16 protein-coding genes and 1 pseudogene are annotated in these 19,706 nt (G+C 63.8%); 9 read left to right on the forward strand and 8 right to left on the reverse strand.

Features of this window, described 5'->3' with window-relative positions:
* Positions 1–100: 100 nt before the first annotated feature.
* From B5V03_RS12865 to sthA, 3 genes are all read right to left on the reverse strand, one after another.
* A complete protein-coding gene (locus tag B5V03_RS12865) occupies positions 101–1,477 on the reverse strand; it encodes a cytochrome P450 (RefSeq protein WP_164987961.1) in 1,377 nt (458 codons plus the stop codon).
* A gap of 137 nt (positions 1,478–1,614) precedes the next feature.
* Positions 1,615–2,850, reverse strand: a complete 1,236-nt coding sequence (locus B5V03_RS12870) for an LLM class flavin-dependent oxidoreductase (protein WP_129270670.1) — start codon at positions 2,848–2,850, stop codon at positions 1,615–1,617.
* Between the two features lie 268 nt (positions 2,851–3,118).
* Complete coding sequence (gene sthA / locus B5V03_RS12880; protein WP_129270674.1) at positions 3,119–4,510, reverse strand: Si-specific NAD(P)(+) transhydrogenase; 1,392 nt, start codon at positions 4,508–4,510, stop codon at positions 3,119–3,121.
* A gap of 150 nt (positions 4,511–4,660) precedes the next feature.
* On the opposite strand from sthA, the gene B5V03_RS12885 reads away from it, so the two are divergent.
* Both B5V03_RS12885 and B5V03_RS12890 read left to right on the forward strand, forming a co-directional pair.
* Entirely contained in the window at positions 4,661–6,073 is a 1,413-nt protein-coding gene (locus B5V03_RS12885; RefSeq protein WP_129270676.1) for an MFS transporter, read from the forward strand.
* A gap of 141 nt (positions 6,074–6,214) precedes the next feature.
* Positions 6,215–7,369 carry an extracellular catalytic domain type 1 short-chain-length polyhydroxyalkanoate depolymerase gene (locus tag B5V03_RS12890; protein WP_129270678.1) on the forward strand — a complete coding sequence of 385 codons (1,155 nt, stop codon included), beginning with the start codon at positions 6,215–6,217 and terminating at the stop codon, positions 7,367–7,369.
* Between the two features lie 27 nt (positions 7,370–7,396).
* On the opposite strand, the gene B5V03_RS12895 is transcribed toward B5V03_RS12890, so the two are convergent.
* Positions 7,397–7,702, reverse strand: a complete 306-nt coding sequence (locus B5V03_RS12895) for a hypothetical protein (protein WP_245502207.1) — start codon at positions 7,700–7,702, stop codon at positions 7,397–7,399.
* A gap of 19 nt (positions 7,703–7,721) precedes the next feature.
* Between B5V03_RS12895 and B5V03_RS12900 the strand changes: the two genes are divergently transcribed.
* Entirely contained in the window at positions 7,722–8,210 is a 489-nt protein-coding gene (locus B5V03_RS12900; RefSeq protein ID WP_245502208.1) for a winged helix-turn-helix transcriptional regulator, read from the forward strand.
* Between the two features lie 3 nt (positions 8,211–8,213).
* Here B5V03_RS12900 and B5V03_RS12905 read toward each other — a convergent pair whose 3' ends face one another.
* A complete protein-coding gene (locus B5V03_RS12905; RefSeq protein ID WP_129270680.1) occupies positions 8,214–8,882 on the reverse strand; it encodes an MBL fold metallo-hydrolase in 669 nt (222 codons plus the stop codon).
* 173 nt (positions 8,883–9,055) lie between these two features.
* Here B5V03_RS12905 and B5V03_RS12910 point away from each other — a divergent pair.
* Positions 9,056–10,651: pseudogene (locus tag B5V03_RS12910) on the forward strand (alpha-amylase family glycosyl hydrolase); the annotation flags it as partial.
* Between the two features lie 211 nt (positions 10,652–10,862).
* On the opposite strand, the gene B5V03_RS12915 reads toward B5V03_RS12910, so the two are convergent.
* Positions 10,863–12,560: an alpha-amylase family protein gene (locus B5V03_RS12915; protein WP_129270681.1), complete on the reverse strand. Its 1,698-nt coding sequence runs from the start codon at positions 12,558–12,560 to the stop codon at positions 10,863–10,865.
* A gap of 290 nt (positions 12,561–12,850) precedes the next feature.
* Between B5V03_RS12915 and B5V03_RS12920 the strand changes: the two genes are divergently transcribed.
* On the forward strand, positions 12,851–13,342 hold the full coding sequence (locus tag B5V03_RS12920) for an MmcB family DNA repair protein (protein WP_129270682.1): 492 nt from the start codon (positions 12,851–12,853) through the stop codon (positions 13,340–13,342).
* Positions 13,343–13,496: 154 nt separating this feature from the next.
* Here the strand turns inward: B5V03_RS12920 and B5V03_RS12925 are convergent, their stop codons facing one another.
* Both B5V03_RS12925 and B5V03_RS12930 read right to left on the reverse strand, forming a co-directional pair.
* Entirely contained in the window at positions 13,497–14,051 is a 555-nt protein-coding gene (locus B5V03_RS12925; protein ID WP_008141807.1) for an ActR/PrrA/RegA family redox response regulator transcription factor, read from the reverse strand.
* A 102-nt stretch (positions 14,052–14,153) separates the two neighbouring features.
* Positions 14,154–15,464: an ActS/PrrB/RegB family redox-sensitive histidine kinase gene (locus tag B5V03_RS12930; RefSeq protein WP_129270683.1), complete on the reverse strand. Its 1,311-nt coding sequence runs from the start codon at positions 15,462–15,464 to the stop codon at positions 14,154–14,156.
* A 106-nt stretch (positions 15,465–15,570) separates the two neighbouring features.
* Between B5V03_RS12930 and B5V03_RS12935 the strand changes: the two genes are divergently transcribed.
* The 4 genes from B5V03_RS12935 (at position 15,571) to B5V03_RS12950 (ending at position 19,690) form a co-directional block, all read left to right on the forward strand.
* A complete protein-coding gene (locus tag B5V03_RS12935) occupies positions 15,571–16,368 on the forward strand; it encodes an ABC transporter ATP-binding protein (RefSeq protein WP_164987962.1) in 798 nt (265 codons plus the stop codon).
* A complete protein-coding gene (locus B5V03_RS12940; RefSeq protein ID WP_129270684.1) occupies positions 16,365–17,183 on the forward strand; it encodes an ABC transporter permease in 819 nt (272 codons plus the stop codon). Before B5V03_RS12935 ends, B5V03_RS12940 begins: the two co-directional genes overlap by 4 nt.
* A gap of 121 nt (positions 17,184–17,304) precedes the next feature.
* Positions 17,305–18,633: a polyhydroxyalkanoate depolymerase gene (locus tag B5V03_RS12945; RefSeq protein ID WP_129270685.1), complete on the forward strand. Its 1,329-nt coding sequence runs from the start codon at positions 17,305–17,307 to the stop codon at positions 18,631–18,633.
* A 217-nt stretch (positions 18,634–18,850) separates the two neighbouring features.
* Positions 18,851–19,690 (forward strand): M48 family metallopeptidase, encoded by an 840-nt coding sequence (locus B5V03_RS12950; RefSeq protein ID WP_129270686.1) that lies wholly within the window; start codon positions 18,851–18,853, stop codon positions 19,688–19,690.
* Positions 19,691–19,706 lie beyond the last annotated feature (16 nt).

The raw sequence follows: 19,706 nt of genomic DNA on the forward strand, positions 1-19,706 counted from the left end.
GGGCCCATCTCTCCGAGCTGAACGTGCTTCAAGATTCTGGGTCCCGGCTCTGCGCAGCAACGCTACGCGTTGCAGCGCGTCCGGGACACGGGAGCGGTGGCTAAACCGCCTTCACCCGCACCTTCAACCCGTCCCGCGGCTTCGGGATCGGCCACATCTGCCACTCCGGCTTGTAGCCCGGCTCCAGCGATACCTCGAGGTTCTGCAAGAAGTGCCGCGCAAAACACTTTGCCTGCATGTAGGCGAAGTGCAGGCCAAGGCACATATGCGCGCCGCCGCCGAACGGCACCCAAGCGAAGCGATGCCGGTTGCGCTGGGCTTCCTCGGTGAAGCGCAAGGGATCGAACCGATCAGGCTCGGGCCAGATGTCCTTCATGTGGTGGGTGTAGAGCGGATTGATGCCGACCGCGGTGCCGGCGGGAATCGTAAAGCCCTTGAAGGTGAAATCGCGCATCGCGCGGCGCGGCATCGAGGGTACCGGCGGCTTGATCCGCAACGCCTCCTTGAACGCCATCTCCGACAGCGGCATCTTTTCGAGATCGTCAAAACTGCTTGGCGCCCCCGGCGCAAGCCCGAGCGCAAGTACCTCCGCGCGCAGCCTGTCCTGCCAGTCCGGATTGGCGGCGAGCTCGCCGATGAAGGAGGTCAGCGACGAGGTCAGCGTGTCGTGCGCCGCCATCATCAGGAAGCTCATGTGGTCGATGATGTCCTGCTCGGACAGCAGCGCACCATCCTCATGGGTGGCGCGGCAGAGATGCGAGAACAGATCGTCGCCGCCGTGATTGCCGCGCCGGAGCGGAATCTGCTCGCGGAAATAGGCGACGATGCGCTTGCGGCCGTTGACCCCACGCGCCATCTGGGTGCCGGGCAGGGGGCGGCGGATCGGGGCGACCGCAGCCGCAACCATGTCGACGAAGGCGCGGTTGATGTCGTCGACCTCCGGCCCGATGTCGGCGCCGAGGAACGAGGCCGCAGCAAGATCGAGCGTGAGCTGCTTCATCGCCGGATAAAGCTGCATCTCGCCGGGCTTTGCCTTCCACTGCGCGACCCGCGCGGCGATGCCGCGGTCGAGATCGCTCAGATAAGACTTCATCGGTCCGGACTTGAACGCAACCGACAACGCCTTGCGGTGCAGTCGGTGCTCGTCGAAATCGAGCAGCATCAGCCCGCGTGGAAACAGCAGGCCGAGCACCTTGTTCCAGCCATGTGTCGATGAGAACAGTTTTTGCTGATCGAACAGCACGAGCTCGTTGGCCTCGGGCCCGAGCAGCACGACATTGGTCTCGCCGAAAATATGGGTGCGGTAGACCGGACCGTATTTGGCGCCGTTCGCCTCGATATGCCCCTTGGGGTCGGCCAGCACCTGAAAGGTCTTGCCGATGACCGGCCAGCCCTCGTCGCCGGGGATGTGCGTCAGCTCATTGCGTTTGGGAGCAGTGAACGGAAGCGCAGGGGCGGCCACATTCTGCATCGACATGACGATTGCTCCGGTTGGCTGACCGAACAGACATCGCTTGACCGCGGCATTATTGCGGCCTGCGCCATGCTGACGGGATCAACATAGCACAGGCCGCTATCACTTGCTCATGATCGTGGCTACAGGCGTAGCCGCGTCTATCGCTTCGCCGCTTCCTTCTGCAGATCCGGCGCATTGACGGCGGGAATCGCGACGCGGCCGGGGCCGGTCACCTTCAGCGCCTCGGCGGCCTTCTCGTTCTGCATGATCTTGGCCATCACGGCCTGCCCCGCACGCTCAAAAATCTCGCGGTTCTCGATCACGAATTTTTGCGACCTGCGCAAACCATCGATGTAGCCGTTGATCTCCGGCACCACGTAGCGGGCGACCATGTCCCAGCTCCGGCGCGTCGCTTCCGGATTGGCCCAGTCGTGCACGAAGCCGATGACGGCGCCGATGCCGCCGGACACCTGCATCACGTTCTTGATGGTTTTGACGAGATCGTCGGGCGTGCCGATGGTGGAGGCCGCGCCCTCGACGAAGGCGGTCTTGTCCACGGCTTCATCGGCTGAGGAGAATGCGGTGAGTCCCGGCCGTTGCAGCGTGCCGACATTATACTCGTTGTGCCAGCGCATCAGCCCGGCGCCGGCCTCGCGGCGCGCCTGCTCGCGGCTCTCGGCGATGTGGAAGGTGAGCAGCACGCGCCAGTCGGCGCGGTTGACTGTGGTGCCGTGCTTCTTGGCGGCGTCCTCGGCGAACTGCCATTGCTGCTGCAGCGACATCAGGCCCTGCGTCGTCATCGAGCCCAGCGAGATGATGCCGATGCCGTATTTGCCGGCGAGCGTCATGCCCGAAGGCGAGATCTGCGAGGCCACCACGAACGGCATCTCCTCTTGCAACGGCAGGATCTGCAGCGCGGCGTCGTTCATGGTGAACCAGTCGGTCTTCGCGGTGACGCGCTCGCCGTTGAACAGGCGGCGGATCACGGCGATTGCCTCGTCCTGGCGGTCGCGCTGCGTCATCGGATCGATGCCGAGCGTATGCGCGTCGGACGCCAGCGCGCCGGGGCCGGAGCCGAAGATGGCGCGGCCGCCGGTCATGTGGTCGAGCTGCACCATGCGTTGGGCGACGTTGAAGGGATGGTGATAGGGCAGCGACACCACGCCGGTGCCGAGCCTGATCCGCTTGGTGCGCTCACCGGCCGCAGCCAGAAACATCTCGGGCGAAGCAATCATCTCCCAGCCGGAGGAATGATGCTCGCCGCACCAGAACTCGTCATAGCCGAGCGCGTCGAGCTGCTCGACCAGATCGAGATCGCGCCGGAACTGGAGCATCGGATGCTCCCCGATCGGGTGATGCGGGGCAAGAAAGGCCCCGAACTTCAGGCGCGCCATGGCGTTCTCTCCGGCTGTTATTTTCTGTTTGTTGGTAGCGCAAGGCTACGTGCCGGATGCCACGAACGCAATCGCGCGATGTCCCGCGCGACGGAATGCAGGCATGCGTCTTTCTTCTCCCTCTGCCGGACTTGCGTGCAGACGCTTCCACACCCGTCATGCCCGGGCTTGTCCCGGCCATCCACGTACTTTTGTCGCGGTACGAAGAGCGTGGATGCCCGGGACAAGCCCGGTCATGACGAGAGGTGCGGGCGGGGCGAGGTAAGAACTACCGCGTCATCCTGTTCCATGCATCCAGCCCGGCGATCTTGTACGCCTCGGCCAGCGTCGGATAGTTGAACGTGTTCTGGATGAAATAGTCGATGGTGCCTTTGAGGTTGAGCACGGCCTGGCCGATATGGATCAGTTCGGTCGCGCCTTCGCCCAAAATATGCACGCCAAGCAGGCGGCGGGTCTTGGTCGAGAAGATCATCTTCATCATGCCGCTGTTCAGCCCCATGATGTGGCCGCGCGAGGTCTCGCGGAAGCGCGCGATGCCGACCTCGTAGGGGATGCCGCGCGTGCGCACCTCTTCTTCGGTGAGGCCGGCGGTCGAGATTTCCGGCACCGAATAGATGCCGTAGGGAAAGAATTCCGGCGGCGCCAAGGGCTCCATGCCGAGCGCGTGACAGGCGGCGACGCGGCCCTGCTCCATCGAGGTGGAGGCGAGGCTCGGAAAGCCGATCACGTCGCCGGCGGCATAGATGTGCGGCACGCTGGTCTGCAACGTCACGGGATCGACCGAGATGCGGCCGCGATGATCGACCACGATGCCGGCGGCCTCCAAGTTGAGTCGATCGGTGGCGCCGACGCGGCCCGCCGCGAACAGCAGCATTTCCGTGGTGACGTGCCGCCCGTCGGACAAGTGCGTGACGATGCTGCCTTGCGCAGTCTTCTCGATCGAGTTGACCTTGGCACCGAGCCGCAGCGCGACGTTGCGATCACGCAATTCGTGCATGAACTCGTCGATCAATTCCTTGTCGATGAAGTCGAGAAAGGTCGGCCGCGGCTCGATCAGGGTCACGGGCACGTCGAGCGCACTGAAGATGGTGGCATATTCAACGCCGATCACACCGGCGCCGATGACAGCCAGGCTCCGCGGCAGTTTTGGCAGATCGATGATTTCGTCGCTGTCGAGCACGGTGGTGCCGTCGAACGGCACGTAGTCGGGCCGGAATGGCCGCGTGCCGCAGGCGATCAGGATGAAGGCGGCCGACACCACCTTCACCTCGCCGATCGGGCTCGTGATCTCAACCTCGTGCGGCGAGACCAGGCGCGCCTCGCCATTGGCGGTCCGCACCTGATTGCGGCTGAACTGATGCTCCAAAACCTCGACCTCGTGATCGAGCGTCTTCTGGAGCCGGATCATCAGATCGCTGGCCGCGATGTCCTGCTTGACCCGGTAGGAGCGGCCGTAGAAGCCGCGCTCGCGCCAACCGGAGAGGTTGAGCACGGTCTCGCGTAGCGTCTTCGAGGGGATCGTGCCGGTATGGACGGAGACGCCGCCGACCCGCCGGCCTTTCTCGACCACCAGCACGGCCTTGCCGAGCTTGGCACATTGCACCGCGGCCCGCCGACCCGACGGGCCCGAGCCGATCACCACCATGTCGTAGTCGTACATCGGATGTGCTTCCAAACCCCTGCAAAACCAGCGGGAACCGACATGCAGCAATCGGGCCAATGCAGCAAGTCCTACCTCGGAGGTAATCGCGCGGATAACGCCGATCTGCCAGCATCGCGCGTAAATAAATGCCCTGGGGTTCGTGCGCCGATGCATCAAACCGTCACAAAGCCTATCGATTCGACGCGGCGCTGGTGGGTGCTCGCCATCGTCGTCGCCGCACAGTTCATGTTCGGCGTCGATGCCTTCATCGTCAACGTCGCCATTCCCACCATTGCGGTGGACCTGCACGCGACGCCGGCCCAGATCGAATCCGTCATCGCGATCTATCTGATCGCCTATGCCACGCTGGTCGTCACCGGTGGCCGGCTCGGCGATATCCACGGCACGAAGAACGTGTTCCTGGCCGGCGTGCTCGGCTTCACCGTGACGTCGCTGTGGTGCGGCCTCGCACAGTCGGGTGCGGAGCTGATCATCGCACGGCTGGCGCAGGGCGCGACCGCCGCGCTGATGGTGCCGCAGGTGCTGGCGACGCTGCATCTGCTCTTCGCGGATGAGTCGCGTAGTCGTGCCTTCGCCATCTACGGCATCGTGCTTGGGCTGGCGGGCGCGGCAGGCTTCCTGCTCGGCGGTCTCCTGGTCACACTTGATCTCGCCGGCGCCGGCTGGCGCTCGGTGTTCTTCGTCAACGTGCCCTGCGGAATCGTCATCGCGGCTGCCGCCTGGCGCATCATGCCGTCGGTGCCGCGCCGGGGCGGCACGAAGCTCGACATCAAGGGCAGCATGGTGCTGTTCGCAGGCCTGCTGTGCCTGATCGGCCCGCTGCTGTTCGGGCACGATGTCGGCTGGGCGCCGTGGCTCTGGGCCGTGATGGCGACCGGCGGCGTGATCCTCGCTTCATTCCTGAAGCTTGAACATGCGGTCGCGCGCGCCGGCGGCATGCCGCTGATCGACCTGACTCTGCTGGCGGATGCGGCGTTCCTGCGCGGCTTGGGCGCGGCGTTCTTTTTCTTCGTCGCCAATCTCTCATTCTATCTGGTGATGACGCTGTTCATGCAGCGCGGTCTGAAGATTCCGCCGCTCGCCGCGGGCATGACCTTCATTCCGCTCGCGCTGGCCTTCGTGGTGGCGTCGCGCCACAGCGGCGCGCGGGCGCGCCATCGCGGCACAAAAGTGTTGATCGAGGGCTGCGCGTTGCAGATCGCGGGACTTGGAGCGCTCGCGCTTGTTGCGGCCTATGTCGAAGCGCCGACACCGATCACGCTCGCATTCACCATGATCATCTTCGGTTACGGCCAGGGTCTCGTGATGGCGCCGCTGTCAGGTGCGGTGCTCTCGACCGTCAAACCCGTCGCGGCAGGCTCGGCCTCGGGCATGTACGGCACGACGGCGCAGATCGGAAATGCGGCCGGAGTGGCCGCAATCGGTGCGGTGTTCTTCGCAATCGAATCATTGCAATCAGCGCGCGCAGGATTCCTCGTCTCGCTCGCATCGTTTGTGACATTAATCATGATCTGCGCCGCATTTCTGGCGTGGATGCGCCGCGCACCTGCACGAAGTTGAGGCAGTGCGGTTAATACGTGCGGATTCCCGCGGGTTTTTGCATGATTCAGGCCTGATCGACAGCACACGGTCTTTTCATTTTGCACTGCAGCAACTATCTGGTCAGGGTAAACGTTGAAAGCTGCCCACCAGGAATTTGCCGTGTCGCTCGCCCGCAATCTCGATCTCCTAAGACATCTGCCAAAAGTGGATGGTCTGCGCCTGCCTGACTTCGGCCGGGGCGCGGATGCGTTGAGCCCGTTGCAGGAAGTCACTGATTTCGGCGACAATCCCGGCGCTCTGCGCATGTTCTCGTTCGTGCCCGAGCAACTCCAGAAGCCGCGCGCGCTCGTCGTCGTGCTGCACGGCTGCGGGCAAACGGCAGCTGGCTACGATCTCGGCGCAGGCTGGTCGACGCTCGCGCGGCATTACGGTTTCGCGCTGGTGATGCCCGAGCAGCAGCGCATCAACAACGGCAACACCTGCTTCAACTGGTTCAATCCCGAAGACACCGCGCGTGACAGCGGTGAGGCGCGCTCGATCCGCGAGATGATCGCGCACATGGCGGAGACGCATCGCATCGATCCCAGGCGCATCTTCATCACCGGCCTGTCCGCCGGCGGCGGCATGACCTCGGTGATGCTCGCGACCTATCCGGAAGTCTTCGCGGCCGGCGCCATCATCGCCGGGCTTCCTTACGGCATCGCGTCGAATTTGCGCGAGGCGCTCGACGGTATGTTCCATTCGCCAGCGCGGCCCGAACGCGAGCTCGGCGATTTCGTGCGGCGCGCCTCGAACCATCGTGGGCCCTGGCCGAAGGTTTCGGTGTGGCACGGCAGCGCCGATCGCACCGTCAATCCCGGCAATGCCAACGAGATCGTCAAGCAGTGGCTCGATCTGCATGATCTGCCCGCCGTGCCGATGGCGGAGACCAATGTCGACGGCTATCCGCGCCAGGCCTGGTGGAACAAGGACGGAGAGACGCTGGTCGAGTCCTACGCCATCACCGACATGGCCCACGGCACGCCGCTTGGGCTAGCCGACAACGACCAGCGCTATGGCGTCGAAGGCGCGTTCCTGATTGAGGCCGGCATCTCGTCGTCGTATCACATCGCAAAATTCTTCGGCCTGACCGGATGGATTGCGGACGCGAAGAAGGCGGAGGCAAAGCCGGCACGTTCGCCCGCGCCGCATCTGGCACGCTCGATCCGCGCGGCGGTCGCGGAGCCTGCCGAGCCGAAGCCCGAGGAGGCCCGCGGCTTCGATCTCGGCCAGATCATCACGCGCGCGCTGACCGCCGCCGGGTTGATGAAGTAATCGGGCAAGCGCTCGCCGCGAGAGTCCCTAGCCGACAGTCGCGTCAATCACCTCGATCGGCGTCACCGTCACCTCGCCGCCGGCGACCTTCCGCGTCATTTCCTGGTAGGCCTTGAAGAACTCGCGCGATTGCAGCGTCTTTTGCGCGGCCTCGTCAGTGACGCTGGCGAGGTGGAAATAGTGGCCGTCCTCGCGGTTCTTGAGGACACGGTAGCCGATCCGCCCCTTCAGCTCCGGGTCGCCGTCGATCGCCTTGATGAAGCGGCCGATCTCCTGGTGCCAGGCCTCCGTCGTGCCGTTCCTGAATTCGTATCGGATCATGAAGTGCTTCATGTGACGCTCCCTGTTCGTCATGTGCACCATCATCTGCGCCCTGCGGGCGATCCTGCAAGTATGGACAAAATTGATAGTATGGACTTTTTCGCCGTCGCTCCTATCCTTGCGCATGCTCGCTGCACATGGAGGAGACGACATGGCAAAAGTGATTCCAGTGCGCACCTGTCCGGTCGCGGCTTTTCAAAAAATGATCAGCGGCAAGTACAAGCTGCGCATCGTCTGGGACCTCAAGGACGGCCCGCGCCGCTATGGCGAGATCCGCAGCGGCCTGCTGCGCGGCACGGAAGGCAGCGCCGAGATCACCCCGCGCGTACTCAGCCGTGAATTGAAGGCGCTGACGGAGAGCGGTCTCATTGATCGCAAGGATTTTGGCGAGGTGCCGCCGAAGGTCGAGTATCGCCTCACCCGCAAGGGCAAAAGCTTTGTGCCCGTGGTGGCGGCAATCCGCGAATGGGGCGATCGCAACCTGAGTGTATCAGCGGCGCTCGCCGTCGCCGCGGAATAACCCTCACATCTCGCCGGTGATGAACGGATTGGTCATCCGCTCCTGGCCGATGCTCGAGCCCGCGCCGTGGCCGCAGATGAAGCCGACATCGTCGCCGAGCGGCAGCAGTTTTGTCTTGATCGAGTTGATCAGCGTAGCGTGATTGCCGCCGGGCAGGTCGGTGCGCCCGACCGAGCCCGCGAACAGGACGTCGCCGACATGGGCAAAGCGCAAATCCTTGTTGAAGAACACCACGCTGCCGGGCGAATGGCCGGGGCAGTGGAAGATCTCGAAGTTGAGGTCGCCGATCGACACGGTGTCGCCCTCGTCGAGCCAGCGGTCCGGCGCGAAATTGCGGCCCCCCGTCATGCCGAAGCGCGCGCCGCTCTCGACGACGTTGTCGAGCAAGAACTTGTCGGCCGCATGCGGACCCTCGATCGGCACCTTCAGCGCATCGCGCAATTCCGCGGCACCGCCGACATGGTCGATATGGCCGTGGGTCAGCCAGATCTTCTCGACGGTGACGCCGGTCTGCTTGATCGCCTCAAGAATCTTCGGAACGTCGCCGCCGGGATCGATCACCACGGCCTTCTTGGAAGGCTCGTCCCAGATGATGGTGCAGTTCTGCTCGAACAGCGTCACGGGGACGATGATCGCGCCGGCCTTGGCTTTGTTGTCATCTTGCTCGGTCATGGCGCCACAATGCCGATTTTTGCCATGCCGCCAAGCAAAAGATTCGTGCCGAGCCCGGGGAACGGCCGCCCCGGCCGTCACACCACCGTCCCAATTGGCTTGCTGGTTTGAACCCGGGCGTTGCTTTCGCGTTCTCCCGCGCGAGAGACTGATTTTCAGGTGGATTTTCCGGCATGGCTCAGAGCGGCGAAAACTGGTGGCGCGACGGCATCTTCTATCAGATCTATCCGCGCTCCTATCAGGACTCCGACGGCAATGGCGTCGGCGATCTCGCCGGCATCCTCCGGCGTCTTCCTTACGTGAAATCGCTCGGCGTCGACGCGATCTGGCTGTCGCCGATCTTTCCCTCGCCGATGGCCGATTTCGGCTACGACATTTCCGAGTATACCGGCATCGATCCGCTGTTCGGCACGATGGCGGATTTCGATGCGCTGCTCGCCGCGGTGCACGAGGCCGGCCTCAAGCTGATCCTCGACCTCGTGCCGAACCACACCTCCGACCAGCATCCCTGGTTCGTCGAGAGCCGCTCTTCGCGCGACAATCCCAAACGCGATTGGTACATCTGGCGCGACCCGAAGCCCGACGGAAGCGCACCGAACAACTGGCTGTCCGAGTTCGGCGGCAGCGCGTGGGCTTTCGACGAGGCGACGGGGCAATATTACTACCACGCCTTCCTTGCGACGCAGCCGGACCTCAACTGGCGCAACCCCGACGTCCGCGCCGCGATCTACGACGTGATGCGGTTCTGGCTGGAGAAGGGGGTCGACGGCTTTCGCGTCGACGTGATCTGGCACCTGATCAAGGACGCCGAATTCCGCGACAACCCGCCAAACCCGCATTTTGTCGAGGGCCGGCCACCGCACGAAAAAATCCTGACGCAATACTCGACCGATCAGCCGGAAGTGTTTGACGTCATCGCCGAGATGCGGCGCGTCACCGATGGCTATCGCGCCCGCGTGCTGATCGGCGAGATCTATCTGCCGCTGCACCGCCTGATGGCCTATTACGGCAACGATCTCACCGGCGCGCAGATGCCGTTCAACTTCGCGCTGCTCTCGACGTTCTGGAGTGCGCGCTCGATCGAGCACATCATCGAGGATTACGAGAAGGCGTTGCCGAACGGCGCCTGGCCGAACTGGGTGCTCGGCAATCACGACCGGCCGCGCGTGGCCAGCCGCGTCGGGCCCGAGCAGGCCCGCGTCGCCGCCATGCTGCTGCTGACGCTGCGTGGCACGCCGACGCTCTATTACGGCGACGAGATTGGCATGCATCAGCTCGCGATCGCCCCCGAGGATGTCCGCGACCCCTTCGAGAAGAACGTCCCCGGGCTCGGCGTCGGGCGCGACGGCTGCCGCACGCCGATGCAATGGGACTCTTCCGGCTTCGGCGGCTTCTCGGAGGTCAGGCCGTGGCTGCCGCTGCCCGAGGACCACATCCATGAGAACGTCGTCAATCTCGAAGCCGATACGCGCTCGATCCTCAGCCTGTACAAGCGCCTGATCGCGTTGCGGAAGACCTGCCCGCCGCTGGTGTCAGGAGACTATCACCCGATCGCCGCGCAAGGCGATTTGCTCGTCTATCGCCGCGAGGCCGAGGGCCGGGGCGTGATCGTGGTGCTCAATCTCGGCCCCGAGCCGATCGCCGTGACCACCAGCGCGATCCGTTTCGGCAGCGAGATCTTGCTCTCGACGTTTCTGGATCGTGAAGGCGAGAAGCTGGAGGGTGTGCTGGATCTGCGCGGCAATGAGGGTGTGATCGTCGCGCCGCCCCAGCTGTTGGAGAGTACGGCGCTGGCGTCATTCTCCCATGTCGTCCCGGACAAGCGCAGCAAAGCGGAGCGCAGCTCCGGGACCCATAACCACAGGGAGGTGTTTTGCGAAGACTCGGAGTTGTCAGCGCGCGCCAAACTTCTCCCTGTGGTTATGGGTCCCCGCTTTCGCGGCGACGACAGCGGAGGGTGCGGGGACAGCGACGGCCACGTCACCCCGGATGCTTGTTGCCCTTCGTCGTCTCGTCGATGTCACTCCGCTTCAACAGATAATCCAGCCCGCCCACCCGGTACCAGCGATACCCATACGGCTCCAGCACGACGCGATGCTGGCCGCGCTTGTCGGCATGGCTGTGGTCTTCCGCGAGCAGATTGATCAGATGCGCGCCGGCCTCTCCAGGCAGTCCCACCGAGAACGCGGTCTCGCGCGGCTTCTCGTCGAGATTGTGCACGAACAGCACCGAATTGTTGCGCCAGTCGTAACGCATGATGAACACGGCGGGATCGCGCGTCGGAATCACAGCGAAATCGCCCCAGCCGATCTCCGGCACCTCCTTGCGCATGCGGACGATGCGCTCGGTCCAGTTCAGCATTGAGTTGGGATCGCGCCGCTGTTTTGCGACGTTGACGTGGGGGTAGCCGTACGGTCCCTTGTCGATCACGGGGCAGGCCGGCTTGTCGCTCTTGGTGAAGCCGCCCTGCGGCTCGGTCGACCATTGCATCGGCGTGCGCGCGCAATTGCGCTCCGGCAGCGAGAGATCATCGCCCATCGCGATCTCGTCGCCGTAACGGATGACGGGCGTCCCCGGCAGCGTGCACATCAGGCTGTAGGCGAGCTCGAGCCGCCGGCGGTCGCCGCCCAGCATCGGCGCGAAGCGGCGGCGGATGCCGCGGTCGTAGAGCTGCATGTCCTTGTCGGGGCCAAATTTCTTGAAGACGGTGTCGCGCTGCGCCTTGGTCAGCCGCCCCAGATCGAGCTCGTCGTGATTGCGCAGGAACAGGCCCCATTGCGCCGTGGCCGGCCGTGGCTTGGTTGCTTTTAGCGCCTTCGCCAGTGGACGGGAGTCGCCGGACGCCAGCGCATAGAACAGATGCTGGTTGACGTGGAAGTTGAACATCATGTGCATGCGGTCGGCATCCCTGCCGAAATACTCCATGTCGGTTTCGGGCAGCACGTTGGCCTCCGCAAGGATGATGGCGTCGCCCTGGCGCCATTGCAGGAATTCGCGGAACGCGCGCAGCATGTCGTATTGCTCGACCGGCTTCTTCACCTTCGCGCCCTTGGTCGCGATCACGAACGGCACGGCGTCCATGCGGAAGCCGGAGACGCCGAGCTGGATCCAGAAGCCCATGATCTTCAGAATTTCCGCCTGCACATGCGGGTTCGAGGTGTTGAGGTCGGGCTGGAAATCGTAGAAGCGGTGGAAGTAATACGCGCCGGCGTCCTTGTCGCGCGTCCAGGTCGATTTCTGCACGCCGGGAAACACCATGCCCTTGTTGGCGCCGGCCGGCTTCTTGTCAGACCAGACATACCAGTCGCGATACGGGGAATTCTTGTCGCGCCGCGCCTCCTTGAACCAGGGGTGCTGGTCGGAGGTGTGGTTGACGACGAGGTCGATGATGATGCGGATGCCGCGCTGCTTGCAGCCGTGGGCGAATTCGACGAAATCGCCGAGCGTGCCGTAGCGGGAATCGACGCTGTAATAATCGGCGATGTCGTAGCCGTCGTCACGGCCCGGCGAGGTCTGGAACGGCATCAGCCAGATCGTGGTGATGCCGAGCCCGTGCAGATAATCGAGCCGGCGCAGCAGCCCTTTGAAATCGCCGATACCGTCGCCATTGGCATCCATATAGGTGCCGACGGACAGGCAATAGATCACGCCGTTCTTGTACCAGAGATCGTCGATCATGCGCCGCAGCCTCGATGGTTCCGCCCAGGCGGCGGCTGCGTGATAAGCGCGAGGGGGAGGGGAGGTTCCCACTTTCGACCCGCGTTTGCTGTCGTCCCCGCGAACGCGGGGACCCATACCGCGTGATCCTTCGATCGTATTCGCTAGAAGTACCGAACGAAGAATCTTCGCCAAAATCTTCCCTGTGGTTATGGGTCCCCGCGTTCGCGGGGACGACGGCGGAGAATGAGGCCGCAGCGTGCCTCATCGGCCAGTGTCCGCGCCCAACGGAATCGGCTATCCTGCCCCCCATGGACAGCTCCGCCCGCAACATCGCCCTCGTACCGCCGCCGGATCGTCGCCAATCCGAGACGGCGCTGGCGATCGCGCGTGGCACGGCGCGGCTGCTGCGTTCGCTCGGCTTTACCTGCATCAGCGAACTGCCGCTGCCGTCGGGCCGGCGCGCTGATCTCGTCGCGCTTAACGAGCGCGGGGAGATCTGGATCGTCGAGATCAAATCGTCAGTCGAGGATTTGCGCGCCGATCAGAAATGGCACGAATACCGCGCCCATTGCGACCGGCTGTTCTTCGCCTTCACGCAGGATTTGCCGTGCGATATCTTCCCGCAAGACACCGGCCTGATCATCGCCGATGCCTATGGCGCGCACATGCAATGCGAGGCGCCCGAGCACAAGGTCGCGGCGGCTACGCGCAAGCAGATGACGGTGCGGTTTGGGATGGCGGCGGCTTTGCGGATCAACCGCCTGGTCGATCCGCAAGGCCACGCGGATTTTTGGGAGTAGCGGAAAAGAAAGCTGTATCCCCGTCATCCTGAGGTGCGAGCGAAGCGAGCCTCGAAGGATGTACGGCCCGGATGCAGCCGGGCCGTCGCCCTTCGAGGGCCGCTGAAGAAGCGGCCACCTCAGGGGGACGGTGAACGAGATAGAGTGCGGAAACTTACCTCGGCGCGCGCTTCGCCAGAATACGCTGCAAGGTCCGGCGGTGCATGTTGAGCCTGCGCGCGGTCTCCGAGACGTTGCGGTTGCACATCTCGTAGATGCGCTGGATGTGTTCCCAGCGGACGCGGTCGGCGGACATCGGGTTGGTCGGCAGCTCGGATTTCTCCGCGCTGGTCGAGAGCAATGCGGCGACGACGTCGTCGGCATCGGCCGGCTTCGAGAGATAATCGATCGCGCCCATCTTCACCGCGGTGACGGCGGTGGCGATGTTGCCGTAGCCGGTGAGCACGATCGCGCGGGCATCGGGGCGCTTCTTCTTCAGCGCGGAGACGACGTCGAGGCCGTTGCCGTCGCCGAGGCGAAGGTCGACCACGGCGAATGCCGGCGCAGCCTTGCCGATCTGCGCAAGACCATCCGAGACCGTGTCACATGACGTCACCGCAAAGCCGCGTGTCTCCATGGCGCGCGACAGGCGCTCCAGGAACGGCTTGTCGTCCTCCACGATGAGAAGCGAGCGGTCGGTCTGTTCGTTCAGTTCGGCGATGGCGTTCAAGGTTTTTCCTCTCTCCTGCTCATCTACATATGGCCTCGCAATCGGGCGGTGCCAAGGCCGCCGATAGTCGATCGGGCGGTCCGTGCGACGCAAGGTCGCGGTCTATCCTATTGTTTCTTCGAGCGTCTCGATAGTCTCAAAACGCTCTCGCGGCCATGTGACCTGGACCACTGCACCGTGCTCCGGGAACACCCGATTGGTAAACGAGACCTTGGCGCCGGTGCGTTCGAGCAAAGTGCGTGCGATGAACACGCCGAGCCCGAGCCCGCCGCCTGCATCCTGGGTGCGCCGCCGCGACAGATAGGGCTCGCCGATCCGGTTAAGGATGTCGGGCGGAATGCCGGGGCCGTCGTCGGAGATCAGCAGCTCGATCGTGTCCTTGTTCCACCACGCGTTCACCTCGACGGTGGTGCGGGCGAAATCGACCGCGTTCTCGACGATGTTACCGACGCCATAGAGAATCGCCGGATTGCGCGAGCCGACCGGCTCGGCCACGACGGCGACCGCGATCCGCACCTTGATGTCGACGCCGAAATCGCGGTGCGGCGCCACCACCTCCTCGATCAGCTCGGACAGCCTCATGCGGTCGAACGGCGCGCCTTCGGAGGACAACTGGGTGATCTTGCTGAGGATGTCGCGGCAGCGCTGGGTCTGCTCGCGCAGGGTTTTCAGATCGGCGGCAAAGCTCGCATCCTTCACCGTCTTTTCCAGCTCGCGCGAGATCAGGAAGATGGTCGCGAGCGGCGTGCCGAGCTCGTGCGCGGCAGCGGCCGCGAGGCCGTCGAGCTGGGTCAGATGCTGCTCGCGCGTCAGCACCAGCTCGGTCGCGGCCAAAGCGTCTGCAAGCTTGCGCGCCTCCTCGGTGACCTGGAACGAATAGAGGCTGGTGACGCCGATCGCGAGCACGATCGAGAGCCAGACGCCGACGAGATAGATCGGCGGCAGCACCAGCGGATCGTCGGAATCCCAGGGCAGCGGCAGATGGAAGAAGAACAGCACCGATGCGCAGGCCACGGCCAGCACGCCGAGCCCGAAGGTAAAGCGCGCCGGCAGCGCGGTGGCCGAGATCAGCACCGGCGCGAGGAACAGGAACGAGAACGGATTTTGCAGCCCGCCAGTGAAGAACAGCAGGCCGGCGAGCTCGACGATGTTCAGCGCGAGCAGGCCGGCCGCCTGCATCGGCTCCAGCCGATGCATCGGATTGGCCACGGTCTGGAGCGCCAGGTTGAGCGCGGCCGACAGCGCGATGATGCTGACGCAGGGGACGATCTCGACGTTGAACTCCAGCCCCTGCGCCACGATGAAGATCGCGGCGAGCTGGCCCAGCACCGCGAGCCAGCGCAGCCGCAGGATGGTGTCCAGGCGGATATGCCGCTGCGCGGGGCGGAAGTCCGTATCGGCAGTCTCAGTCATCTCGGCCAATGTGGCGGTACCTTCTGGTCACAAACGCTGGGCTTGCGGAACCACCCGGATTACAAGCCTTGCGCTCTCCGCTGCAATAGCAGAAGAACGGCTCAGCATGACCGGGAACGACAAAGCTTCAAGTCCGCCGACTGTCGCGGATCGCTCCGCGGCGATCGAGGTCGATCACCTCGTCAAGGTCTACAAGCAGACCCGCGCCGTCGACGATATCTCCTTTTCGCTGCCGCGCGGCAGCATCACCGGGCTCCTGGGCGGCAACGGCGCCGGCAAGACCACGACCATCGCGATGATCATGGGTCTCGTGCTGCCGACCTCCGGCCGCGTCCAGGTGCTCGGTCACCGCATGCCCGAGGAAAGCGCGGCGGTGCTGGGGCGGATGAATTTCGAGAGCCCCTATGTCGACATGCCGATGCGGCTCACGGTGCGGCAAAATCTCACCATCTTCGGCAAGCTCTATGCGGTGAAGAACCTGTCGGACCGCATCGCTGAACTGGCCGAGGATCTCGATCTCACCGAATTCGTCGACCGTGCCAACGGCAAGCTCTCGGCCGGGCAGAAGACCCGTGTCGCGCTGGCGAAGGCACTGATCAACCAGCCCGAGCTCTTGTTGCTCGACGAACCCACAGCCTCGCTCGACCCTGACACCGCCGACTGGGTGCGGGGCCATATGGAGCGTTATCGCAAGGCCAACAACGCCACCATCCTTTTGGCCTCGCACAATATGCTCGAGGTCGAGCGACTCTGCGACCGCGTCATCATCATGAAGCGCGGCCGCGTCGAGGACGACGATACGCCCGAGGCCATCATGGCGCGCTACAACCGCACCACGCTGGAAGAGGTGTTTCTGGACGTCGCCCGCGGCCGGGTGAATGGTGTGAAGGAGGGGGTGAGATGAGTGACCTCACCCTCCACCGCGGCATCTCCGTCCATCGCATCGGCGCGATGATCCTGCGCTACTGGTACCTGCTGATGTCGTCCTGGCCGCGGCTGCTCGAGCTCTTGTACTGGCCGGCGATGCAAATCATCACCTGGGGCTTCATCCAGCACTACATCGCCCTGAACGCCAATTTCTTCGCGCGGGCCGGCGGCACGCTGATCGGCGCGGTCATCCTCTGGGATATCCTGTTCCGCGGCCAGCTCGGCTTCTCCATCTCCTTCCTGGAGGAGATGTGGGCGCGTAACCTCGGCAATCTCATGATGAGCCCGCTCAAGCCCATCGAGTTTCTGCTGTCGCTGATGGTGATGAGCCTGATCCGGCTTGCGATCGGCGTAATCCCGATGACGCTGCTGGCGCTGGTGCTGTTTCACTTCAATTTTTATGCGCTCGGCCTGCCGTTGATCGCCTTCTTCTGCAATCTGATCTTCACCAGTTGGTCGGTCGGCATCTTCGTCTCGGGGCTCGTCTTGCGAAACGGCCTCGGCGCGGAGAGCATCGTCTGGACCTTGATGTTCGCGATCATGCCGCTCGCCTGCATCTACTATCCCGTCAGCGTGCTGCCGGTCTGGCTGCAATATGTCGCCTGGGCGCTGCCGCCGACTTACGTGTTCGAAGGGATGCGCGCGCTGTTGATCGAAAACACCTTCCGGATCGATCTGATGCTGGATGCGCTGGCCATCAATGCAGTGCTGCTGGTTGCATCCTTTTGGGCATTCCTTGCCCTTTTGCGCAGCGCCAAGAACAACGGCTCGCTGCTGTCGGGCGGTGAATAACGTCACTTTCTCGTGGATTCAGGCTGGTTTAACCGTTTTCGCTACGTAGATGTACGGGACCATGCATTGACGCAATATTACGCATTCGGCAGTATGCTGCGATGCGAAGAGGAATATAGCGATGCCTATTGGTGAGTTTGGCGGCGCGCCGCCCCTGTCGGCCGAAGGCAGTCCGGTCCTGACGACGCCGATGTACTGGATGTACGAGATGGGGCAAGCCTCTCTCAATCCGGCGCGTGCGATCACCGACGCAACCAAGTTCCTGTTTCAGAATCCCCTCAATCCCTGGGCGCGTACCGAGGTCGGCAAGTCGGTCGCCGCGGCCTGCGAATTGTTCGAGCGCACCACGCGCCGCTACGGCAAGCCGGAATGGGGTCTCAACGACACCGAGGTGAACGGCATCCGCGTCCCCGTCGAGGTCCGCTCGGTCTGGGAAAAGCCGTTCTGCCGGCTGCTCTACTTCGATCGCAAGTTCACCCGTCCGCTGCGCAGCCCGCAGCCGCGCGTGCTGATCGTCGCGCCGATGTCCGGCCACTATGCGACGCTGCTGCGCGGCACGGTCGAAGCTTTCCTGCCGGCGCATGAGGTCTACATCACCGACTGGGCCGACGCCCGCATGGTGCCCTTGAGCGACGGCCGCTTCGATCTCGACGACTATATCGACTATGTCATCGAGATGCTGCACGTCCTCGGCGGCAACACCCATGTGCTGGCAGTGTGCCAGCCCTCCGTGCCCGTGGTCGCCGCCGTCTCGATCATGGAAGCACGCCGCGATCCCTTCGTGCCGACCTCGATGACGCTGATGGGCGGTCCGATCGACACCCGTCGCAATCCGACCGCGGTGAACAACCTCGCCCAGGAGCGCGGCATCGACTGGTTCCGCAACCACGTCATCACCAAGGTGCCGTTTCCGCATCCGGGCATGATGCGCGACGTCTATCCGGGATTCCTGCAGCTCAACGGCTTCATCAGCATGAATCTCGACCGTCACATGGACGCCCACAAGCAGCTCTTCGCCAATCTGGTGAAGGGCGACGGTGACCTCGTCGACAAGCATCGCGACTTCTATGACGAATATCTCGCGGTGATGGACCTCTCCGCCGAGTATTATCTCCAGACCGTCGACACCGTGTTCGTGAAGCACGCGCTGCCGAAGGGCGAGATGACCCATCGTGGAACTCGCGTCGATCCCTCCAAGGTCACGCGCGTTGCGTTGATGACGGTGGAAGGCGAGAACGACGACATCTCCGGTATCGGTCAGACCGAAGCAACGCACACATTGTGCAGCGCGATTCCCGATCATCGCCGTGTTCACTACGTCCAGAAGGGCGTCGGACATTACGGCGTGTTCAACGGATCGCGTTTCAAGTCGGAAATCGTGCCGCGGATTCATGATTTCATGGTCTCGGCTGCGAATCCGAGCTCGTTGCAGGCGCTCGCAGCCGAATAATCTTCAGTTTCGGCTTTCCCGTCGAAATTTCAGGCCCTGCCGGAGGTTCCGGGAGTGCCTGGTTCCCTCCAGATTCGAGGTATTTAGGTAGCGATCTAGGAGTGAGTCAGCCCTCACCCCTTGGGGGTGTCGCATGCATCCAGCGGGGGCGAAAAAAGCCGGTTCCAACCCCAGTCTGTAGGGTCTCCCGGACGTCAGACCCCTGTATATTGGGCAAATGATTTGTTTTTGCGCCGAGCGCTTTCCCTGGCGGCGGTTATGGCAGAATCCGGGCGACCTCTTGCTCCCCGGACTGACAGACATGGCCACTCGCGCGCTCCTCTACCGTCGGCCCCACGAACCAAAGACCCTTGTCATCACCCACGGATCGCAGTTTTTTGCGATCCGGCTGCGCCGGCATCGGCGCGCGCGCCGCTACACGCTCCGAATTCATCCGAGCGATCGCGAAGCCATCCTGACCATGCCGCCGCGCGGCACGCTGGCCGAAGCGAAGGACTTTGCGTCGCGTCACGGTGCGTGGATCGCGGCACGTCTCGGCCGCTTGCCGAAGGCCGCACCGTTCCAGCCTGGCACAGTGATACCGCTTCGCGGCACGCCCCATCGCATCGTTCACCGCGCGGGCACGCGCGGCACGGTGTGGACCGAGGTGCGCGACAGCGGCGAACGCATTCTCTGCGTCGCCGGCGGCGCCGAGCATGCCGACCGTCGCGTCCACGACTTCCTCAAGCGCGAGGCGCGCAAAGATCTGCAGCGTTCGGCGGAGGCCTATGCCGTCGAGCTCGGCGTCAAGGTGAAGCGGCTCTCGATCCGCGATCAGTCCAGCCGCTGGGGCTCCTGCACCTCGGCGGGCTCGCTGTCGTTCTCCTGGCGCCTGATCCTCGCGCCGCCCTTCGTGCTCGACTACCTCGCCGCGCATGAAGTGGCCCATCTCGTCGAGATGAACCACTCGGCCCGCTTCTGGCGCGTCTGCGGAAAAGTCTGCCCGTCGATGGAGCGCGCCAAGAAGTGGCTCGACACCTACGGCAATGATCTGCACCGGTATGGGGTCGAGGATTAGCCCTCGCTGTTAGCCC

This window comes from Bradyrhizobium betae (assembly GCF_004123905.1).
In the GTDB taxonomy this organism is placed as follows: domain Bacteria; phylum Pseudomonadota; class Alphaproteobacteria; order Rhizobiales; family Xanthobacteraceae; genus Bradyrhizobium; species Bradyrhizobium betae_A.